The 18,595-nt window shown below is 61.6% G+C and carries 14 protein-coding genes; 5 read left to right on the top strand and 9 right to left on the bottom strand.

What is annotated here, in order from left to right; genetic code table 11:
* Positions 1-15: 15 nt before the first annotated feature.
* The 5 genes from H4I99_RS20385 to H4I99_RS20405 all read left to right on the top strand — a co-directional run bounded on the left by H4I99_RS20385 (position 16) and on the right by H4I99_RS20405 (position 6,796).
* Entirely contained in the window at positions 16-1,968 is a 1,953-nt protein-coding gene (locus H4I99_RS20385; protein WP_163898822.1) for a bifunctional 5-dehydro-2-deoxygluconokinase/5-dehydro-2-deoxyphosphogluconate aldolase, read from the top strand.
* Between the two features lie 50 nt (positions 1,969-2,018).
* Positions 2,019-3,839 (top strand): 3D-(3,5/4)-trihydroxycyclohexane-1,2-dione acylhydrolase (decyclizing), encoded by a 1,821-nt coding sequence (gene iolD / locus H4I99_RS20390; protein WP_163898825.1) that lies wholly within the window; start codon positions 2,019-2,021, stop codon positions 3,837-3,839.
* Between the two features lie 2 nt (positions 3,840-3,841).
* A complete protein-coding gene (iolE, locus tag H4I99_RS20395) occupies positions 3,842-4,750 on the top strand; it encodes a myo-inosose-2 dehydratase (RefSeq protein WP_163898828.1) in 909 nt (302 codons plus the stop codon).
* Between the two features lie 72 nt (positions 4,751-4,822).
* Positions 4,823-5,632, top strand: a complete 810-nt coding sequence (gene iolB / locus H4I99_RS20400; protein WP_163898831.1) for a 5-deoxy-glucuronate isomerase — start codon at positions 4,823-4,825, stop codon at positions 5,630-5,632.
* A gap of 48 nt (positions 5,633-5,680) precedes the next feature.
* Entirely contained in the window at positions 5,681-6,796 is a 1,116-nt protein-coding gene (locus H4I99_RS20405) for a Gfo/Idh/MocA family protein (RefSeq protein WP_163898834.1), read from the top strand.
* A gap of 68 nt (positions 6,797-6,864) precedes the next feature.
* Here the strand turns inward: H4I99_RS20405 and H4I99_RS20410 are convergent, their stop codons facing one another.
* The 9 genes from H4I99_RS20410 to H4I99_RS20450 all read right to left on the bottom strand — a co-directional run bounded on the left by H4I99_RS20410 (position 6,865) and on the right by H4I99_RS20450 (position 18,595).
* Complete coding sequence (locus tag H4I99_RS20410) at positions 6,865-7,677, bottom strand: TIM barrel protein (protein WP_163898837.1); 813 nt, start codon at positions 7,675-7,677, stop codon at positions 6,865-6,867.
* A 62-nt stretch (positions 7,678-7,739) separates the two neighbouring features.
* The gene (locus H4I99_RS20415; RefSeq protein WP_099061357.1) at positions 7,740-8,771 is read right to left on the bottom strand and encodes an ABC transporter permease; all 1,032 of its coding nucleotides are present in this window, start codon (positions 8,769-8,771) and stop codon (positions 7,740-7,742) included.
* 31 nt (positions 8,772-8,802) lie between these two features.
* Entirely contained in the window at positions 8,803-10,341 is a 1,539-nt protein-coding gene (locus H4I99_RS20420) for a sugar ABC transporter ATP-binding protein (RefSeq protein ID WP_164490825.1), read from the bottom strand.
* Positions 10,342-10,421: 80 nt separating this feature from the next.
* Positions 10,422-11,351 (bottom strand): sugar ABC transporter substrate-binding protein, encoded by a 930-nt coding sequence (locus H4I99_RS20425; protein ID WP_163898839.1) that lies wholly within the window; start codon positions 11,349-11,351, stop codon positions 10,422-10,424.
* A 491-nt stretch (positions 11,352-11,842) separates the two neighbouring features.
* Positions 11,843-14,161 carry a xanthine dehydrogenase family protein molybdopterin-binding subunit gene (locus H4I99_RS20430; RefSeq protein ID WP_163898340.1) on the bottom strand — a complete coding sequence of 773 codons (2,319 nt, stop codon included), beginning with the start codon at positions 14,159-14,161 and terminating at the stop codon, positions 11,843-11,845.
* On the bottom strand, positions 14,154-14,627 hold the full coding sequence (locus tag H4I99_RS20435; protein WP_163898343.1) for a (2Fe-2S)-binding protein: 474 nt from the start codon (positions 14,625-14,627) through the stop codon (positions 14,154-14,156). The genes H4I99_RS20430 and H4I99_RS20435 overlap by 8 nt, the downstream gene beginning before the upstream one ends.
* 13 nt (positions 14,628-14,640) lie before the next feature.
* A complete protein-coding gene (locus H4I99_RS20440; protein WP_163898346.1) occupies positions 14,641-15,939 on the bottom strand; it encodes a c-type cytochrome in 1,299 nt (432 codons plus the stop codon).
* Between the two features lie 161 nt (positions 15,940-16,100).
* Complete coding sequence (locus H4I99_RS20445; RefSeq protein WP_163898348.1) at positions 16,101-17,597, bottom strand: HAL/PAL/TAL family ammonia-lyase; 1,497 nt, start codon at positions 17,595-17,597, stop codon at positions 16,101-16,103.
* 71 nt (positions 17,598-17,668) lie between these two features.
* Positions 17,669-18,595 carry a fatty acid desaturase gene (locus tag H4I99_RS20450; RefSeq protein WP_163898351.1) on the bottom strand — a complete coding sequence of 309 codons (927 nt, stop codon included), beginning with the start codon at positions 18,593-18,595 and terminating at the stop codon, positions 17,669-17,671.

The raw sequence follows: 18,595 nt of genomic DNA on the forward strand, positions 1-18,595 counted from the left end.
CCAGGGAGGAGGCTCGTGAAAACACTCGATCTCATCACGATCGGCCGATCGTCTGTCGACCTCTACGGCGTACAGATCGGAGGCCGGCTCGAAGACATGGCCTCCTTCAACAAGTATATCGGCGGTTCCCCGACAAACATCGCCGCCGGCACCGCCCGCCTCGGGCTGAAGTCGGCGCTGATTACCCGCGTCGGCGACGAGCATATGGGCCGCTTCATCCGCGAACAGCTTGAGCGCGAAGGCGTCGATGTGCGCGGCGTAAAGACCGATCCGGAGAGGCTGACCGCGCTGGTGCTGCTGGGCATCCGCGACGAGCACCAGTTTCCGCTGATCTTCTACCGCGAAAACTGCGCCGACATGGCCTTGTCGGAAGAGGATATCGATCCTGCCTTCATCGCGGAAGCGGCCTGCGTCTGCGCGACCGGAACGCATCTCTCTCATCCGCGCACCGAAGCTGCGGTCCTGAAGGCGCTAAACCTCGCCCGCGAAAGCGGCGCCAGAACAGCGCTCGATATCGATTACCGCCCGAACCTCTGGGGTCTTGCAGGCCACGGCGCCGGCGAAAGCCGCTATATCGGCTCCGATGCCGTGACGGCCAAGCTGCAATCGACGCTGCACCTGTTCGATCTCATCGTCGGAACGGAAGAAGAATTCCATATCGCGGGCGGTTCCACCGATACGATCCAGGCGCTGAAGGCGGTTCGCCGCATCTCTAAGGCAGCACTCGTGTGCAAGCGCGGACCGCTTGGCGCGGTCGTCTTCGCCGGAGACATTCCCGAAAGTCTGGACGAGGGCCAAACGGGCCAGGGCTTCCCGATCGAGGTCTTCAACGTGCTGGGCGCGGGCGACGGCTTCATGTCCGGCCTGCTTAAAGGCTGGCTGACCGGAGAGGACTGGCCGACGTCGCTCAAATTCGCCAATGCCTGCGGCGCTTTCGCGGTGTCTCGCCATGGTTGCACGCCGGCCTATCCGAGCTGGGAAGAACTCCAGTATTTCTTCCGCACCGGCATTCGCGACAAGGCGCTGCGCAAGGACGAGGCACTGGAACAGGTGCATTGGTCTACCAACCGCAAGATCGATCGGTCGACCATGCGGGTCTTCGCCTTCGACCATCGCATGCAGCTTGAGGCGATGGCGAAGGAAATCGGAACCGAGCTCGGAAAGATAGGCGCGTTCAAGCAGCTTTGCCTGAAAGCCGCTCTCGATGTTGCCGGCGAAGACACCGGCTACGGCATTCTCTGTGACGGACGGCTGGGGCGCGACGCGCTCCATGCGGCCAGCGGCTCGGGTCTCTGGATCGGCCGGCCGGTCGAATGGCCGGGTTCCCGTCCGCTGACGCTGGAAGCGGAGATCGGCCCCGACTACGGCGGACTTGGCGAATGGCCACTGGAAAACGTGGTGAAGGTCCTCTGCTTCTACCATCCTGACGATCCGCCGGAGATGCGGGCCGAACAGGAAGCGACCGTCATCCGTCTCTTCCATGCCGCCCGCCGCAACCGTCTCGAAATGCTGCTGGAGATCATTCCCTCCAAGGTCGCACCGACGGACGACCTGACCGCCGCCCGCATCATCGACCGCTTCTACGAGATCGGCGTCTATCCCGACTGGTGGAAACTGGAGCCGATGCGCACCCATTCATCGTGGAAGAATGCCTGCGAGGCCGTATCCCGCCACGATCCCTATACGCGCGGCATCGTGGTGCTCGGCCTCGACGCACCGGAGGCGGAGCTTGCAGAAAGCTTCCGGCTTGCGGCCGGCTTCGATCTGGTCAAGGGCTTTGCCGTGGGCCGAACCATCTTCGGTGAGGCAGCGCGTAAATGGCTTGCCGGTACGATCAGCGACAGCGAGGCGGTAGAGGACATGACGCAGCGCTTTCGCAATCTCTGCCGCATCTGGGATGATGCGCGAGCGTCGAGTGCGGCCACCGCGCAGGGTTCACCAGCAATCGCGGCAATACAGGCAAGATAAGGCGGTTCATCCACCACAACGAGATCGAACCGACCGGGAGGAGAAGCGGCGTGAAAACGATCAGACTGACAGCCGCCCAGGCAATGGTGCGCTATCTGGCGAACCAGATGAACGAGCACGGCGAACCCTATATCGCCGGCGTCTGGGCAATCTTCGGCCACGGCAACGTGGCCGGCATCGGCGAAGCCCTGCATGGCATTCGCGATGAACTGCCGACACTGCGCGGACAGAACGAGCAATCGATGGCCCATGCCGCGATTGCCTATGCCAAGCAACTTCGCCGCCGCCGCGCGATGGCGGTGACCTCGTCGATCGGCCCCGGCGCGCTCAACATGGTCACGGCGGCGGCCCTTGCCCATGTGAACCGCCTGCCGGTGCTCTTCATTCCCGGCGATGTCTTTGCCAATCGCGGCCCGGACCCGGTCTTGCAACAGATCGAGGATTTCGGAGACGGCACGGTTTCGGTCAACGACTGCTTCCGCCCGGTCAGCCGCTATTTCGACCGGATCATGCGGCCCGAGCAACTGCTGACCGCCCTGCCCCGCGCCATGCGCACCATGACGGACCCCGCCGATTGCGGACCCGTCACCCTCGCCTTCTGCCAGGACGTTCAGGCCGAGGCCTATGACTATCCGGAGAGCTTCTTCGAAAAGCGTGTCTGGCGCATGCGCCGTCCCGAGCCGGACAGGGCCGAGTTCGAAGCCGCTGTTGCCGCGCTCAAGTCCGCGAAGAACCCCGTCATCGTCGCCGGCGGCGGCGTGCATTTCTCGGGCGCGACCGAAACGCTCAAGACCTTCGCCGAAAAGCACAGGATCCCCGTTGTCGAAACACAGGCCGGCAAGTCCGTCATGGCCTGGGATCATCCGCTGAATTTCGGTGCGGTGGGCGTCACGGGAACGGAATGCGCGAATATCGTTTCCGAAAAGGCCGATCTCGTATTCGGGGTCGGCACGCGCTTCCAGGATTTCACCACCGGCTCCTGGGCGCTGTTCAAGAACCCGACGCGCAAGATCCTCGCGCTGAACGTTCAGGCCTATGACAGCGCCAAGCATGACGCGATCCCGCTGACGGCGGATGCGAAGATCGGACTTGAACAGCTCTCCGCCGCTCTTGGCGACAAGACATTCCAGGCTCCGGATCCGGCAATCAAAAACGGCTGGTTCGCCAAGGCGGATGCGGTGACGAACGCGCCCAAGGACAGCAACAGCCTGCCGACCGATATGCAGGTGATCGGCGCCGTGCAGCGGTCATCGCGCGACAACACCGTCGTCATGTGCGCTGCCGGCACCATGCCGGGCGAACTGCACCAGCTCTGGAAGGCGAAGCTGCCGCTCTCGTATCACATGGAATACGGCTTTTCCTGCATGGGCTACGAGGTCGCGGGCGGCCTCGGCATCAAGATGGCGGAACCCGACCGCGACGTCATCGTCATGGTCGGCGACGGCTCCTACATGATGATGAACTCGGAGCTTGCGACCGCAGTCGGCATGGGTGTGAAGATCACCCTCGTGATCACCGACAATCGCGGCTACGGCTGCATCAACCGGCTGCAGATGGGCACCGGAGGAGCCGAATTCAACAATCTCTACGCTCACACCAACGTCAATCCGATCGCCATCGACTTTGCCGCCCATGCGGCATCGATGGGCGCGGTCGCCAGCAAGGTCGCCAGCATCGCGGAACTGGAAACGGCTCTCGCCGCGACCCGTGAATCGACCGTGACGACAGTGATCGTGATCGACACCGACCCGTATCCCACGCCCGATGCCGGCGGTCATTTCTGGGACGTTGCGGTTCCCGAAGTTTCGCCCCGCGCCGAAGTCAATCAAGCCCGCGCCCGCTACGAGGCAGCACTCAAGGAAAGACACTGACCATGATCCTCTACGGCACAAATCCGATTGCCTGGTCCAATGACGACGACCGCACGCTCGGCGCCCATATCAGCCTTGATCAGTGCCTCGACGAAACAGCGAAGATCGGTTTCGACGGCATCGAGAAGGGCCACAAGTTCCCGCAGGATCCGGCCGGCCTCAAGGCCGTGCTGGAACCCCGCGGCCTGCGTTATGTATCCGGCTGGCATTCGCTGAACCTGCTCACTCATTCGATCGAGGACGAGAAGAAGGCCATGCAGCCGGCGCTAGACCTCCTGAAGGCCATGGGCTCCAAAGTCATCATCGTCTGCGAGACCTCCAACGCCATTCACGGCAATGATGCCGTCGCAGTCAACGCACGCCCGAAGCTTTCCGAAGCGGACTGGGCAAAGTTCGGCGCAGGCGTAGAGGCCCTCGCCGAATATGCCGCAGCGCAGGGAATTGCCCTCGTCTACCACCATCACATGGGCACCATCGTCGAGAGTGAGGACGAGATCGACCGGCTGATGGAAAATACCGGCCCGCATGCCAAGCTGCTGCTCGATACCGGCCATTGCCTGTTCGGCGGCGGCGATCCGGAGCGTGTCGCCCGCAAGTACATGAACCGGGTCGGCCATATCCATGCAAAGAACGTCCGCCCGGTTATCGCTACGCAGGTGCGTGAGGAGAACCTCTCCTTCCTCGAAGGCGTGCGTCGCGGCGTCTTCACCGTGCCGGGCGACACCGAAGGCGGCGTCGACTTCCCGTCGGTTCTCGCGGTTGCAGCCGAGCACAGCTATCAGGGCTGGCTGGTCATCGAGGCCGAACAGGATCCAGATGTCCGCAATCCCTTCCAGTACCAGAACCTCGGCCTGAAATCGCTGAAGGCCATGGCTCGGGAAGCCAGACTGGACAAGGCAGCGGCGGCCTGACCGCCTCCACGCCCCTTATGAACCTTTCGATACGCCCGATCCCGAAACCATGGATCGGCAAGGAGATGACAGATGAGTTCCCTCTTGCGCAAACCGTCGGGAACGTCCGGCAAGGTTCATGACATCACCCCGGCCAGCGCCGGCTGGGGCTATGTCGGCTTCGGCCTCTACCGGCTGAAGGCAGGCGAAAAAGCCGCCGAGCAGACCGGCGATACGGAAGTCATTCTCGTGCTTGTCGAAGGCAAGGCGGAAATCACCGGCGGCGGCAAGGCTTTCGGGGAACTCGGAGACCGAATGAGCGTCTTCGAGCGCACTCCACCGCACTGCGTCTATGTTCCCGCTGAAAACGAATGGTCGGCGGTCGCCACGACGGACTGCACGCTGGCCGTCTGCACCGCTCCCGCAACGGCTGGCCGCGAGGCGCAGGTGATCGGTCCCGCCGGCATTTCTCTCAGCGAACGCGGCAAGGGCGCCAATACGCGTTACGTCTATGCCATCGCCATGGAGGACCGCGACGTCGCGGACGCATTGCTGGTGACGGAGGTCTTCACGCCCCAGGGCAACTGGTCGTCCTATCCGCCGCACCGGCATGACCAGGACAACTATCCTGACATGACCTATCTCGAGGAGACCTATTACCACCGGCTGAACCCGGCACAGGGCTTCGGCTTCCAGCGCGTCTTCACCGAGGACGGGTCGCTGGACGAGACGATGGCGGTTTCCGACGGAGATGTCGTGCTCGTGCCCAAGGGGCATCACCCCTGCGGCGCGCCATACGGCTACGAAATGTATTACCTCAACGTCATGGCTGGCCCCCTGCGCAAGTGGCGCTTCAAGAACCATCCGGACCACGACTGGATCTTCCGGCGCGACAATCCCTGACGCGCCGTTCCCACATCATCATTTCAACGAAGCTCCCGGGAGGAGAACATGAGCGGTCTCGGTATCGGCCTGATCGGCACGGGTTACATGGGCAAATGCCATGCACTGGCATGGAACAGCGTCGCCAGCGTCTTCGGCGACGTAGCGCGGGCCCGTCTTGTGACGCTGGCGGAAGTGAATGCGGACCTGGCATCGAAGAAAGCGGCTGAACTCGGGTTCGCCCGTTCAACAGGCAACTGGCGCGACCTGCTCTCCGATCCGGAAATCGACGTCATCTCGGTGACGACACCCAATGCCTTCCATCCCGAAATGGCAATCGCCGCCCTTGAGGCAGGCAAGCATGTCTGGTGCGAGAAGCCCATGGCACCGGCCCTGCAGGACGCCATTCGCATGCGCGATGCGGCGAAGAAATCCGGCCGCGCCGCCGTGATGGGCTACAACTACATCCAGAACCCGATGATCCGCCATATCCGCCGTCTGATCGACGAAGGCGCGATCGGAAGCGTCAACCACGTTCGCGTCGAGATGGACGAAGACTTCATGGCCGATCCCGAAACGCCCTTCTACTGGAAGAGCGAGATCGCCTCCGGCTATGGCGCGCTTGACGACTTCGCCGTTCATCCGCTGTCGCTGCTCTTCACGCTTTTCGGTCATGTGGAAAGTGTCGTCACCGACATGGTGAAACCCTACCCGACGAGACCGCTGAAAGATGGCGGCAACCGCGAGGTCGAGAACCACGACATCGCAAGCGTATTGATGAAGCTGGAAGGCGGGATCTCCGCCGTGCTGCTCGCCAACCGCGCCGCCTGGGGACGCAAGGGGCGTATCGCCGTGCAGATCTTCGGCTCGCAGGGCTCCATCCTCTACGATCAGGAACGGATGAACGAGTTTCAGCTCTATCAGGCCTCCGGCCGTCCGGAGGAACAGGGCTTCCGCACGATCCTCGCCGCCCCGCACCACAAGCCCTACGACCGCTTCATTCCCGCCCCCGGCCACGGCCTCGGCTTCAACGACTTGAAGATCATCGAATGCCGCGAACTGATCGCCGCAATCGGCGGCCAAAAGGCCCATGTCATCGACTTCGAGGAAGGGCTGAAGATCGAGCGTTCCGTGCACGCCATGGCCCAGGCATTCGCCGAGAAGGGGTGGGTATCCGTCGCTTGAGGACACAACCAACCGGACACAAAAAAGGGGCGCTTTGCGCCCCTTTTCTTTGATCAGAAATCTCCCTTTCACACGCGCGAGCGAATGAACGCGATCGACTGCGCCAAGGCCTCGGCCGGGTCCGGCGCTTCATGCACGGAAGACGCAAAAGGTTCGAACGAGAAGAAGCCGGAATAGCGTTGTTCGCGTAACGCCCGGATCTGGCCGATATTGCCGAGCCGGTCTTCGCCGTCGACCAGCACGCGATGGGCGTCGAGCATGTCATCGACACCAACGGCCTTGTCGGTGACACCGGAAATATGCACGAGCCCGGTTTGCGCGGGGTAGAGTTCAGATTCGCCAGCGAGATGATGATGGAAGGTATCGTGAACGAGGCGGAAGCTCGCGCCGAAGCCGAGTTCGTTGATGGCCTCAACAGCCTCCCTCTTCGAACGGAGCGAGCAGATCGGAAAGCCCAGCGGCTCGACTAGCCCGCCGATCCCGGCATCGGCGAGAATGGGTTGCAGACCTTTCAGGGCCTTGCGCAAACTCGCCTGCCGTTCACCATCGACACGACCGCTTCCGTCATTGACCGGCACCAGAACCAGGGCACGCGCACCGCAGTCGCGAGCGTAGCCTGCAAGCGCCTTCGCTTCTTCCTCGCGTTCGGTTGTCCATTCGTTGAACCGCTGCAGCGCGTTGATCGAAAGGATCGTGAGCCCCCGGTCCTCCGACAGCTTCCGAATATCGTCCGCCCGCGTTCCGTCGAGGATGGCATTGCCTGCAAGATCGTTGCGGATTTCCACAGCCCTGGTTCCGAGCTTTTGCGCAAGATCGAAGAAAGCCGGCAATGGCAGTTGCGGCGCGGACATATGGTTCAGCGCAAAGGAGATATCGGTCATGAGAATTCCTGCTCCGAATGGAAAAAGGGCCGGCGAAGCCGGCCCTGAGGTTGAGGAGGAGATCAGCGTTTCGCGCGCTTCTTCTGACGGTAGACGTCCGCAACCACGGCGGCCACGATAATCATGCCCTTGATGATTTCCTGGTAGTAGGCATCGACACGCAGGAAGGTGAAGCCTGAAGTCATGACGCCGAGGATGATCGTGCCGATCACCGTACCGGTGATACGGCCAGCACCTCCCGCAAGCGACGTCCCGCCAATGACGGCTGCGGCGATCGCATCGAGTTCGTACATCACGCCCATGCCGGCCTGCGCGGTCTGTGCTCGAGCTGCCGTGACGATGCCTGCAAGACCGGCCAGCATGCCGGCGATGGCATAAACCTTGATCAGATGCTTTTCGACATTGATACCGGAAACCCGGGCCGCCTGAACGTTGGCGCCGATCGCATAGGTGAACTTGCCATAGCGGGTGTAGCGCAGCGCGATATGGAAGATGATCGCGACGAGAAGGAACACCACCACGGGCCAGATGCCGGTACCGATGAAGGTGAACTGCTCGGTCAAACCGGAGACCGGCTGGCCCTTGGTGTACCACTTGGAAATACCGCGCGCCGTTACCATCATGCCCAGCGTAGCGATGAAGGGCGGGATCTTGGTTCGGGCGATCAGCTGGCCGTTGATGTAACCGGCCAGCAGGCCGATCAGAATACCGACGGCAATCGGGACGAAGAACGGCATGTCCGTCAGGCCCGGATAGAGCGCGCGCGACCAGGTCGAGGACTGGGCGAAACTCGCCGAGATCATCGCCGTCATACCGACGACCGAGCCGGAGGACAGATCGATACCGCCGGTAATGATGACCTGCGTCACCCCGACCGAAATGATGCCGATCACCGCGACCTGCAGGATCATGATCGTCAGGCGCTGCGGGTTCATGAGGAAGCTCTGGCCGACGAACACCCAGCCGAGCAGCTCGAAGATCAGGGCAATGCCGATGAGCACCAGCAGGATGTTGGCTTCCGGCGGAATGCGGTGGCTGTTGGGCCGGCCTGTCTTCAGATCGACATCGGCCTTGGTGGCAGTTGGATGGTTCATCATCTCCTCCCTTTCGTTCATCGGGACGGCGTCAGCGCGACGCGAGGTCCATGACCTTGATCTGTGTGGCTTCCGAACGGTCGAGGAAGCCGGTAACGCGTCCCTCGTGCATGACCATGACGCGATCGCTCATGCCGAGAACTTCCGGCATCTCGGACGAGATCATGATGACGGCGACGCCATTCCTGGTCATTTCGGTGACCAGCCGATGGATTTCCGCCTTGGCTCCGACATCGATGCCGCGGGTCGGTTCGTCGAGAATGAGGATCCTCGGATTGGTCAGCATCCAGCGACCGATCAGCACCTTCTGCTGGTTGCCGCCGGAAAGATTTTCGATGCGCTCGTTGAGGTTAGGTGTTTTCACGCGCAACTTGCGGCACATGTCTTCGCAGGCCGTATTGAGGCTCTTCTGCTCGACGAAACCCTTGTCGACATAGCGATCCTGCAGCACGGCGAGCTGCATGTTTTCCAGCACCGAGAGGATCAGCAGGCAGCCGGTATCCTTCCGGTCCTCGGTGAGGAAAGCCATGCGGTTGCGGATGGCCTCGGTCGGGCTGTCGATCGCAACGGGTTTGCCGTCGATCTCGATCGAACCGGATGAGGCCGGCGTGACGCCGAAAATGGTTTCGGCGACGTTCGAACGGCCCGACCCTACAAGGCCGGCCACGCCGAGGATCTCGCCGGCACGGACATCGAAGGAAACATCGCGAAAGACGCCGTCGAGCGTCAGGTTCTTCACGGACAGAATGACATCCCCGAGCGGGACATCCTCCTTGGGAAACATCTGAGTGATCTCGCGGCCGACCATCATGCGGATGATGTCATCACGGGTGACGTCGCTCGAAGCATGGGTGCCGATATACTTGCCGTCGCGGAACACCGAGAATTCGTCGGCGATTTCGAAAAGCTCGTTCATCTTGTGGGTGATATAGACGATGCCGATCCCCTGTTCGCGAAGATCGCGAATGATGCGGAACAAATGTTCCACCTCGCGCTCGGTCAGCGCCGACGTCGGCTCATCCATGATCAGCACATCGGACTCGTAGGACACCGCCTTGGCGATCTCGACCATCTGCCGGTTGGCAACGGAGAGGTCGCCGACCTTGGTTTCCGGATGGATCGCGATGTTCAGGCGATTGAAGAGAGCGGCCGTCTTCCGGTTCATCTCCTTGTGATCCACGAGGCCGAAACGGTTCAGCGGCTCACGGCGGATCCAGATGTTTTCCGCGACAGTCATGTAGGACATCAGGTTGAGTTCCTGATGGATCATTGCGATACCGTTTTCGAGCGCATCGAGGGGCGATTGAAGCTGAATCTCGACGCCCTTCATGAGCACGCTGCCTTGATCGGGCTGATAGATGCCGGCAAGGATCTTCATCAGCGTGGATTTGCCGGCGCCGTTTTCTCCCATCAGGGCGTGCACGCTGCCACGCTTCAGATGGAAGCTGACATCGTCGAGCGCCACCACACCGGGGAATTCCTTGCGGATGCCTTCCGCGGCCAGAAGAAATTCGGCATTCGGGATCGCGCCGCTCTTGCGGACAGCAGCCATCGTTGTCGGGCTGACCATAGCAAAGTCTCCTCGCTCATCATCCGGGGTGGAATGCGGGCGATAGCCCGCACTCCTTTCGGTCTTTCCTGAGAGAAAGATCAGTTCTTAGCCTGGTAGTCCTTGAGGTTTTCCGGCGTCACGAGTTCGAAGGGAATGTAGACCTTCTTGTCGACGGCTTCGCCCTTGGCGAGCTTCAGGGCAGCATCGAGAGCGCCCTTGCCCTGTCCGGCAGCGTTCTGGAACACGGTGACATCGAGATCGCCCGCTTCCATGGCAGCCAGAGCGTCCTGGGTCGCGTCGACACCTGCGACGACATATTCCTTCATGTCCTTGCCGGCAGCCTTGAGCGCCTGGATTGCACCAATTGCCATTTCATCGTTGTTGGCGATGACAGCGTTGAATTCGAGACCACTCGACAGCCAGTTGGTCACGAGGTCGGAACCTTGCGTACGCTGCCAGTTGGCGGTCTGCTCTTCTACGATCTCGATGCCCTTGCATTCGTCGGTCGCGACCACATCACGAACGGCCTGGGTGCGCATGCGGGCGCCCTGGTTGGAAAGCTCGCCCATCATGACGACGGCCTTGCCCTTGCCGCCGAGAAGACGGCACACTTCCTTAGTTTCCAGGGTGCCGGCAACGATTTCTTCGGATGCGACGAAGGACTGCTTGTCCGGCAGTTCGTTGACGTTGACGGGTTCACGGTTGACGTAAACAAGCGGAATGCCGGCATCGGCAGCGAGCTTCGACATGGCAACCGTCGCATCGGTATCAACCGGATTGACGATGATGGCATCGACGCCTGCAGCGATGAAGTTCTGGATCTGGCTCTGCTGCTTGGCTACGTCGTTCTGCGCATCCTCGACCTGCAGCGTGACACCGCTCATGTCTTTGGCATAGTCCTGCATGCCGTTGCGCAGAACGGTCAGAAAGTTATCGTCGAACAACGCCATGGAAACGCCTACGGTCTCCGCATGCGCAGCGGTGCTCAGGAGCACGGAAACAGCCGCGCCCAGTACGAGCTTCTTCATCATGATCTTCTCCTCCCAGTGTGTCCGGCGCCACTCGTTCATGCCGGAAACCAGCCTCCCCGACCGGTTGCGTATCCTCCTTCGCTCGATGAGGAAAACGGAATAAAGAAACCGTATTTGTCATCTCGCAAACTATTTATTCCATTTTTTGGAATGCGCGTCAATCGCCCGGATGGAAATTGAGCGGGCGGAACGACGCTTTATCAAATGCCTTGCGACACTGGTCCGACCTGGCCGGAAAAGCATGAACGCCCGGCCGAGTTCGGCCGGGCGTTCCCATGGAAACCATGATGTGATCGGATTACGGGAAATCACCGCCGGGATGAGAACCGAGGCCGTGTCCCATTAAAACCAAACAACCGCATCGAACGGCTTCGGTCGAATGGAGCACGTCCGTCGCTTCGCGGCCCGCTGGAGCCGCACAGTTGCGTACCTCCGAGCTTCATTCATCTCCTCAAGGTGATGACATGGATCATGAATGTCGATCCAACCTAGCCCTTCAGTGCCGCAAGCACCGCTTCCGGAGTGATGGGAAGATGGCGCAGGCGTACACCGACCGCCTCGAAGATCGCATTGCCGATTGCCGGCGCCACGACCGTCGTTCCCGGCTCACCGAGACCAACCGGCACTTCGGTACTTTCGACGATCTCCACCACCAGCTCAGGCGTGTCAATCATCCGTAGCGGTGTGTAGGTGTCTAGATTGCTGTCACGCACCTGCCCGTTCTCGAACTCCGTGCCCTCATAGAGCGCCATGGAAAGTCCCCAGAGGGCAGACCCCTCGCACTGAGCACGGGCGCCATCGGGATCGACGGCGATGCCGCAGTCCACCACCAGCCAGATCTTTTGCACGTCGATGTGGCCGGTCTTGCGGTCGACATGGAGCTGTACGGCTCCACCGACCCATGTTGGCATGGAACGCGCCTGCCCATAGGTCGTCGCAAGCCCGATGGCGGTGTCAGCGGGAAGCGCGGTCTTGCCATAGCCCGAGAGTTCGGCGACGCGGGAAAGCACATACGCCTGCCTTGAAGCCCCGCCGACGGAATCCGGCGCAGTGCCGGCGTTGCGTCCCTCAGCCTTCAGGAGATCGAGACGAAACTGCAGCGGGTCCTTGCCGGCCTGTACCGCAGCCTCGTGCATGAAGCTTTCCACCGACCAGTTGATCCAGCCCGGAGAGACGGAACGCAGCCAACCTGGACGGAAGGTGCTTTCCGCCAGATCGTTGGAGATCGCCCGCAGCCGCTGAGCGCCCACCGAATACCAATGGTCGCCGCCATCGCTGGAGAAGGGATCGTAGGCTTCTCCATTGACACCCTTCGGCATGAAGCCCGGGATCATTACCTTGGTCGGCCAGCCGGCTGCGACTGCCGTATCCATCGCAATGACGTTCCTGTTCTCGTCGAATGCCATGCGCAGCTTCTGCACCGACGGCGAACGCGGGCTGTCGAACAACACGTCCTGCGGCCGCATCATCACCATCTTCACCGGCTTACCGCCGAGCGCCTTGGAAGCGAGCGCAACCGGCACCGCATAGTCGCCGTTCAGCCGCCGGCCGAAGCCACCGCCGAGCAGGTAACTGCGCATGATGACGCCGTTTTCGTCCACGCCGAGAGCCTTCTGCAGCCAAGGCAGCGCAAGTGACTGCCATTGGTTGCCGGTGTGGAGTTCCCATACGCCCTCCGGATTCTGGAAGGCCAGAGCGTTGAGCGGTTCGAGCTGGAAGTGCAGCACCGTCGCCGTGGTATATTCGGCCTCGATCGTATCGGCAGCCTTGGCGAAGACCGGATTGACATTGGTGTCGCCTGTATCGAGGATCGCCCCCTTGCTTTCATCCGCGATCAGCTTGCGGGCGTGGTCCTGAATATCGGCCTCGCCCACCTTGGCGGTTTCGCCGGCCTTCCACTCGACCTTCACAAGCTCGGACGCCTTGCAGGCGGCCCAATAACTGGCCGCGATCACCATGGCCCAGCCCGGAACGGTTCCCGAGGGATCCTCGAGCCTGATCGTCTGCTGATAGCCCTTGACGGATTTCGCAACGCTGTCGTCAATGCTGACGATTTCCGAACCGTAGCGTGTCGGCGGCATAAGCGGCACGGCATAGACCATGCCTTCGACCTTGGCGTCGATGCCGAAGATCGCCTGGCCCGTCGTCTTGCCCGAGATGTCGAGCGCTGTCACATCCTTGCCAACCATGGTCAGCTCGGAATGAGGCTTGAGCGGGAGAGCCTTGAGTTCGTCCTCGGAGAAACTTCGGGTTAGGCCCTGCGCCACCAGTTCTCCGAACGTGGCGGTGTTCCCGCCGCCGGAAACCACGCCATCGGCCACTTTGATGTCCGATGCGGGGATTCCCCAGAGTTCCGCCGCCTTTTCGGCAAGCGCCACGCGTCCCGCGGCACCGGCCTGTCGATAGACCGGCCAGCTCTGCCAGACGGACCAACTGCCGCCTGTGACCATGAGGCCCCATTTGGCATCGGTATCGACATGTTCGATATGCACGTCATCCCATTTCGCACCGAGTTCGTCGGCAAGGATGCGGGCGATCGCGGTGCCGACATGCTGGCCCATCTCGGCGCGGATAATATTGACGTTGACCTTGCCCTCGGCATCGAGCCAGTACCAGATCGCAGGCTCATAGCGAGCGCCAGCGGCCTCGACCGGCAGGCCATCCGCGACCTGCGGGTTCATGGCCGCAAGACCTCCGCGCGGGAAGCCGAACACTGCGCCGGCCGCGCACATGGAAATCAGGAAGCCACGGCGGTTGAGTTGCGGTCCCTTGCCCTTGGGAAGGGAGAAACGAACGGTATCAGCCATTGACGGTTTCCCCTCTCATTGCGGCGGCTGCTTCGCGAACAGCCTCGCGGATGCGGCCATAGGTCATGCAACGACAGAGATTGCCGGTCATAACGGCATCAATGTCATCATCGGTGGGATTGGGAATATCCTTCAGAAAGGCAGCCGCCTGCATGATCTGGCCGGACTGACAGTAGCCACATTGCGGCACCCGCAAGTGACGCCAGGCCTGCTGGACGGGGTGCATGCCCTCGCTGTCGAGGCCTTCGATGGTGGTTACATCCGCGCCGGCCACGTCCTGGACCGCAGTTATGCAGGAGCGCGTGGCGCGCCCGCCGACATGGACGGTACAGGCACCGCACATGCCGATGCCGCAGCCGTATTTGGTGCCGGTGAGGCCAGCTTCGTCACGAATGACCCATAGCAGCGGAGTATCAGGTTCCACGTCGATCTTGACGGCGCGGCCGTTGATTGTGAACTCGATCATAGTCATGTCCTCGTCAATTCGTGACAGCTTCGGCTCGGATATCGGCGACCTTGCGCGCAAGATCCGGCCACGGGCCGAGATCGGTGCGCTTGTCACGCAGATAGCCGGCAATGGCCGCGATTTCCTCGTCGGAGAGCGCATTGCGGAAGGCAGGCATCACCACACCCTTGGTCCCGTTCACGGCATTCACGCCGTCGAGGATAACATGGATGAGGTTGGTCGGATCGCCGAGCCGGGTTGCCGAATTGATCGCCAGATCGGGACGCCCCTCGATCACGCTGGTGGCGTTGTAATGACAGGAGGCACAGGCGGTCGCATAAAGGCGCTCGCCGAGATCCTTGCGGTACGTCGGATCGGGCCGCCCCGCCTCAAGGCTCGCCTGCACGATCGGGTTCTGGGCCGGATCGCTGTCCGGTGCGCCGACAACATCGCCGAGATAGGCACCGATCGCCTCGAGATCGCTCTTCGGCAATTCCCTGAGACCGGCATGCACCACCGGACCCATCGGGCCGGCGGCAATGCCGTGATAGGTGCCGGAACCGGTTTCGAGATATTGCGTGAACTCGGCCGCACTCCACGGCACGGCGGAGGGGTTGGCGGCAGTTAGAGCCGGAGCAAGCCACTTGTCGATAGAAGCGCCGGCGTATTCAGCCGTCTTCATTTCAGCACCCACCGCGTTGCGGGGCGTATGACAGGCTCCACAGTGAGAAACGCCCTCGGCGAGATAGGCGCCGCGGTTCCACTGGTCCGATTTGGAGGGATCCGGCTCATAGCGGCCGAAATTGACGAAGAGCAACTTCCAGCCAGCCTGCAGGATGCGCTGGTTGAGGGGGAAGGGAATGGAGCTTACCTTGGTCTCTTCCTTCACCGGCGCGATGTCGGCCATGATGTAGGCATAGATCGCATCGACATCCTCGTCGGTCATCTTGGTGAAGTGATCGAAGGGGAAAGCCGGGAGGAGATGGCTGCCCTGGCGATTGACGCCGTCATGCATGGCACGCCGGAAGGCTTCGGGCGACCATGTACCGATGCCGGTCTCCGGATCGGGCGTGATGTTGGAGGCATAGATCGTGCCGAACTCGGTCTCGATCGGATAATTGCCGGCATAGGGCTCACCGCCCTGTGCGGTATGACAGGTGGAACAGTATCCCGCAGCAGCGAGAACACGTCCCTTTTCGATCGTTGCGGCATCGAACTTCGGGCGTTCGTCCGCGGACATCGCGGCGATCGGCGAGTGGTAGGCATAAATGCCGAACCCGATCAGAACGACGATGGCGCAAGCAACGATTACGGAAAGGACGGATTTGAGCATGGGCGCGTCAATCCTTATTTTTTGGGAGGAACGAGCCGCGCATTCTCGCACTCTCGCATGATCTAAAATACCGCGCCCTTCCCCTGCGTCAAGTTGCCACGGAGAACCATTCTGTCGTCAAGAAATGAACACTTGAAAATGATCGGCTGGAATCGATGTCCTCAGTCAAGCGTCGGAAGGTTTGTGCCGATAAACTGCCGCACTTCTTTAACAAGCCCGTTCAAGGGGCGGTCGTCGCGGTAATACGGCACACGGGCGCGTATCCTTCGGTGGAGAACCGCCGTCGCCGGGGCCGCCGGTGGTGTCTGCGGCTGGAGATCGAAGGCCTGCGCGGCCGCAAGCAGTTCGATGACGATAACCGTTTCGAGATTGCCGATAATGGCGAGAGCCTTGTCGGCGGCCGGCGTCGCATGGGTCAGGATATCCTCCTGCAAGGCAGAGGTAATGCCGCCATCGAGGCTTGCCGGTGCGGCCAGCCGTCGGTTTTCCGCCACGAGCGCCGCCGCAGTGTACTGGATGATCATGAAGCCGGAGCAGACACCGTTATCCGCGGCAAGGAAGGCCGGCAAGCCGCTGACCAGCGGGTTGACCAGCCGGTCGATCCGTCGCTCCGAGATCGCCGTGAGTTCCGCAGCCGCGACAGCGAGCGCATCCATTGCAAGACCGAGGGCGGCCCCCACCGCATGGGCCTGCGAATGCACCTCTGGCGCGGAAGCGCTTCCGGTAACCACCGGATTGTCCGTGACACTTGAAAGCTCGCGGTCTACGACTTCCGCGACCTGCGCGAAGGCATCTCGCACCGCACCGTGTATCTGCGGAATGGCGCGCAGGCTCAACGGATCCTGCGTGCGGCGGCCGGCAGATTGTTTCAACCGTTCACTACCGTCGAGCCAGCGCCGCAAATTATCGCCAACCGTCTGCAATCCGGGAGACTTGCGAAGGGTGAGCGGCATGGCCGCGAATGGGTCCGCCTGCGCGCCAAGGTTTTCATAGGTCAGTGCCGCCGCCGCATCCGCCCACTCCAGGAGCCTTTCCACACGGGCGAGCGCCAGCGAGGCAAGGCCGGTCGCGCAAGGCGTACCGTTGACGAGGCTCAGCCCTTCCTTGGCCAGCGGCACAAGTGGAGGCAATCCGGCGCGGGCGAGAGCCTCCCTCCCGGTCATGATGACACCGCCATGCCGCGCATCCCCTTCACCGATCAGCACCGTGCCTATGGCGGCGGCGTGGGTGAGATAGCCGACCGAACCCCGAGCGGGAATGACGGGCAGGATGTCACCGTTCAGCAGGGTCAGCAAGGCCTCGACCGTCTCCCGGCGAACGCCGGAGTAGCCATGGGCGAAATTGGCGATCTGAGCCGCCATGACGGCACGGGTTTCGGGCTTGCCAAGCGGATCGCCGACGCCGCAGGCATGGCTGAGGAGGATGTTTCGTGACAGCGCCTTCTGTTGGCTCTCATCGATGACGACATCACAAAGGGCACCCACACCGGTATTGATGCCATAGCCGCGAATACCGTTTGCAACCAGAGCGTCGGTAATGTCGCGCGCATGCTCGATGCGTTGCCAAGCGGCATCGGACAGCTGTAAATTCGCTCCCCCGGCAACGGCCGCAATCTCCCGCCATGTCAGGGGGCCATCGAGAATGACGGTCTCACTCATAAGGGAGTTCCTTTTGCAGGCAGGGGATCCGCAGGTGACCGACCGCCGGATAAGCCCGGCGTGTCAGGTGTTCAGGGATGGTGCGGATGTCTCGGATCATGATGCGGTGTCAGCAGATAACGGCGGGCGACGTCGAGATAACCATCATAAAGCAGCCCGCCATTCAGCGCGACCAGCGCCTCGCGGTCGCGACGATAGAGAGCCGGAATGTGATACCACGGAACGCCGGGACGTTCATGATGCAGAACATGCAGGTTGTTGTAGAGAAAAAGCAGACCGAACAAAGGGCTGTTTTCGACGATTGCGGTACGCTCTTCGTAGCTGTCGGCGTAGCGATGCTCGGCATAGGAGCGCAGTCGGCTCAAGGCCGCACCGGCATAGACGAAGCCGAGAAGATAGAGCCAGAACGGCATGCCGCAGATGTAGAGCACCCAATAGAGCACCGCCGCCACGCCAAGACCGTGACGAAGCCAGATCATTCCGCGCTGCCGGTCGCCGCGAAGGATCATCAATGCCTCCTGCGTCAGGAAGATGAAAAGCATGACCGCGGGACCGATGGTCAGGCGACCGAGAAGGGTCGTGTTCCAGCGCGAAAGCATCTGGCCGACCGAGCCCATCGCGTTCCATGCGACCTGAGTGAGATAGTAGGATTCAGGGTCTTCGATTGGATCCGTCAGGTACTCGTCGCGATGATGCACGAGATGGCTCTCCTTGTAGATCGTATAGGGAAGCCATAGCGAAATGGGCGGCCAGCCGATCGCGTCGTTGGTCCATTGATTGCGTGTCGGGTGCCCGTGGATCACCTCATGCTGCAACGATCCCTGCCAGGCGATCAGCCAGGCGCCGATGACGACAACCAGCAGGACTGGCAGCGACTGCCACCACCATGTCACGGCCAGAAACCCGCCATAGATGACGACTGCCAGAAGGATCGTAGGCCATTCGATGCGGGAGACCGGCGGCAGGGACTGAACGGTCGCAGTGCGATTTTCCGGCAT

This window comes from Paenirhizobium daejeonense (genome assembly GCF_014280875.1).
Lineage (GTDB): Bacteria > Pseudomonadota > Alphaproteobacteria > Rhizobiales > Rhizobiaceae > Allorhizobium > Allorhizobium daejeonense.

Bases quoted from the DNA above. Each gene is read 5' to 3' on its own strand.
- iolE (WP_163898828.1), top strand. From the start codon at position 3,842: ATGATCCTCTACGGCACAAATCCGATTGCCTGGTCCAATGACGACGAC.
- iolB (WP_163898831.1), top strand. From the start codon at position 4,823: ATGAGTTCCCTCTTGCGCAAACCGTCGGGAACGTCCGGCAAGGTTCAT.
- H4I99_RS20405 (WP_163898834.1), top strand. From the start codon at position 5,681: ATGAGCGGTCTCGGTATCGGCCTGATCGGCACGGGTTACATGGGCAAA.
- H4I99_RS20410 (WP_163898837.1), bottom strand. From the start codon at position 7,677: ATGACCGATATCTCCTTTGCGCTGAACCATATGTCCGCGCCGCAACTG.
- H4I99_RS20415 (WP_099061357.1), bottom strand. From the start codon at position 8,771: ATGAACCATCCAACTGCCACCAAGGCCGATGTCGATCTGAAGACAGGC.
- H4I99_RS20420 (WP_164490825.1), bottom strand. From the start codon at position 10,341: ATGGTCAGCCCGACAACGATGGCTGCTGTCCGCAAGAGCGGCGCGATC.
- H4I99_RS20425 (WP_163898839.1), bottom strand. From the start codon at position 11,351: ATGAAGAAGCTCGTACTGGGCGCGGCTGTTTCCGTGCTCCTGAGCACC.
- H4I99_RS20430 (WP_163898340.1), bottom strand. From the start codon at position 14,161: ATGGCTGATACCGTTCGTTTCTCCCTTCCCAAGGGCAAGGGACCGCAA.
- H4I99_RS20435 (WP_163898343.1), bottom strand. From the start codon at position 14,627: ATGATCGAGTTCACAATCAACGGCCGCGCCGTCAAGATCGACGTGGAA.
- H4I99_RS20440 (WP_163898346.1), bottom strand. From the start codon at position 15,939: ATGCTCAAATCCGTCCTTTCCGTAATCGTTGCTTGCGCCATCGTCGTT.
- H4I99_RS20445 (WP_163898348.1), bottom strand. From the start codon at position 17,597: ATGAGTGAGACCGTCATTCTCGATGGCCCCCTGACATGGCGGGAGATT.
- H4I99_RS20450 (WP_163898351.1), bottom strand. From the start codon at position 18,595: ATGCCGGAAAATCGCACTGCGACCGTTCAGTCCCTGCCGCCGGTCTCC.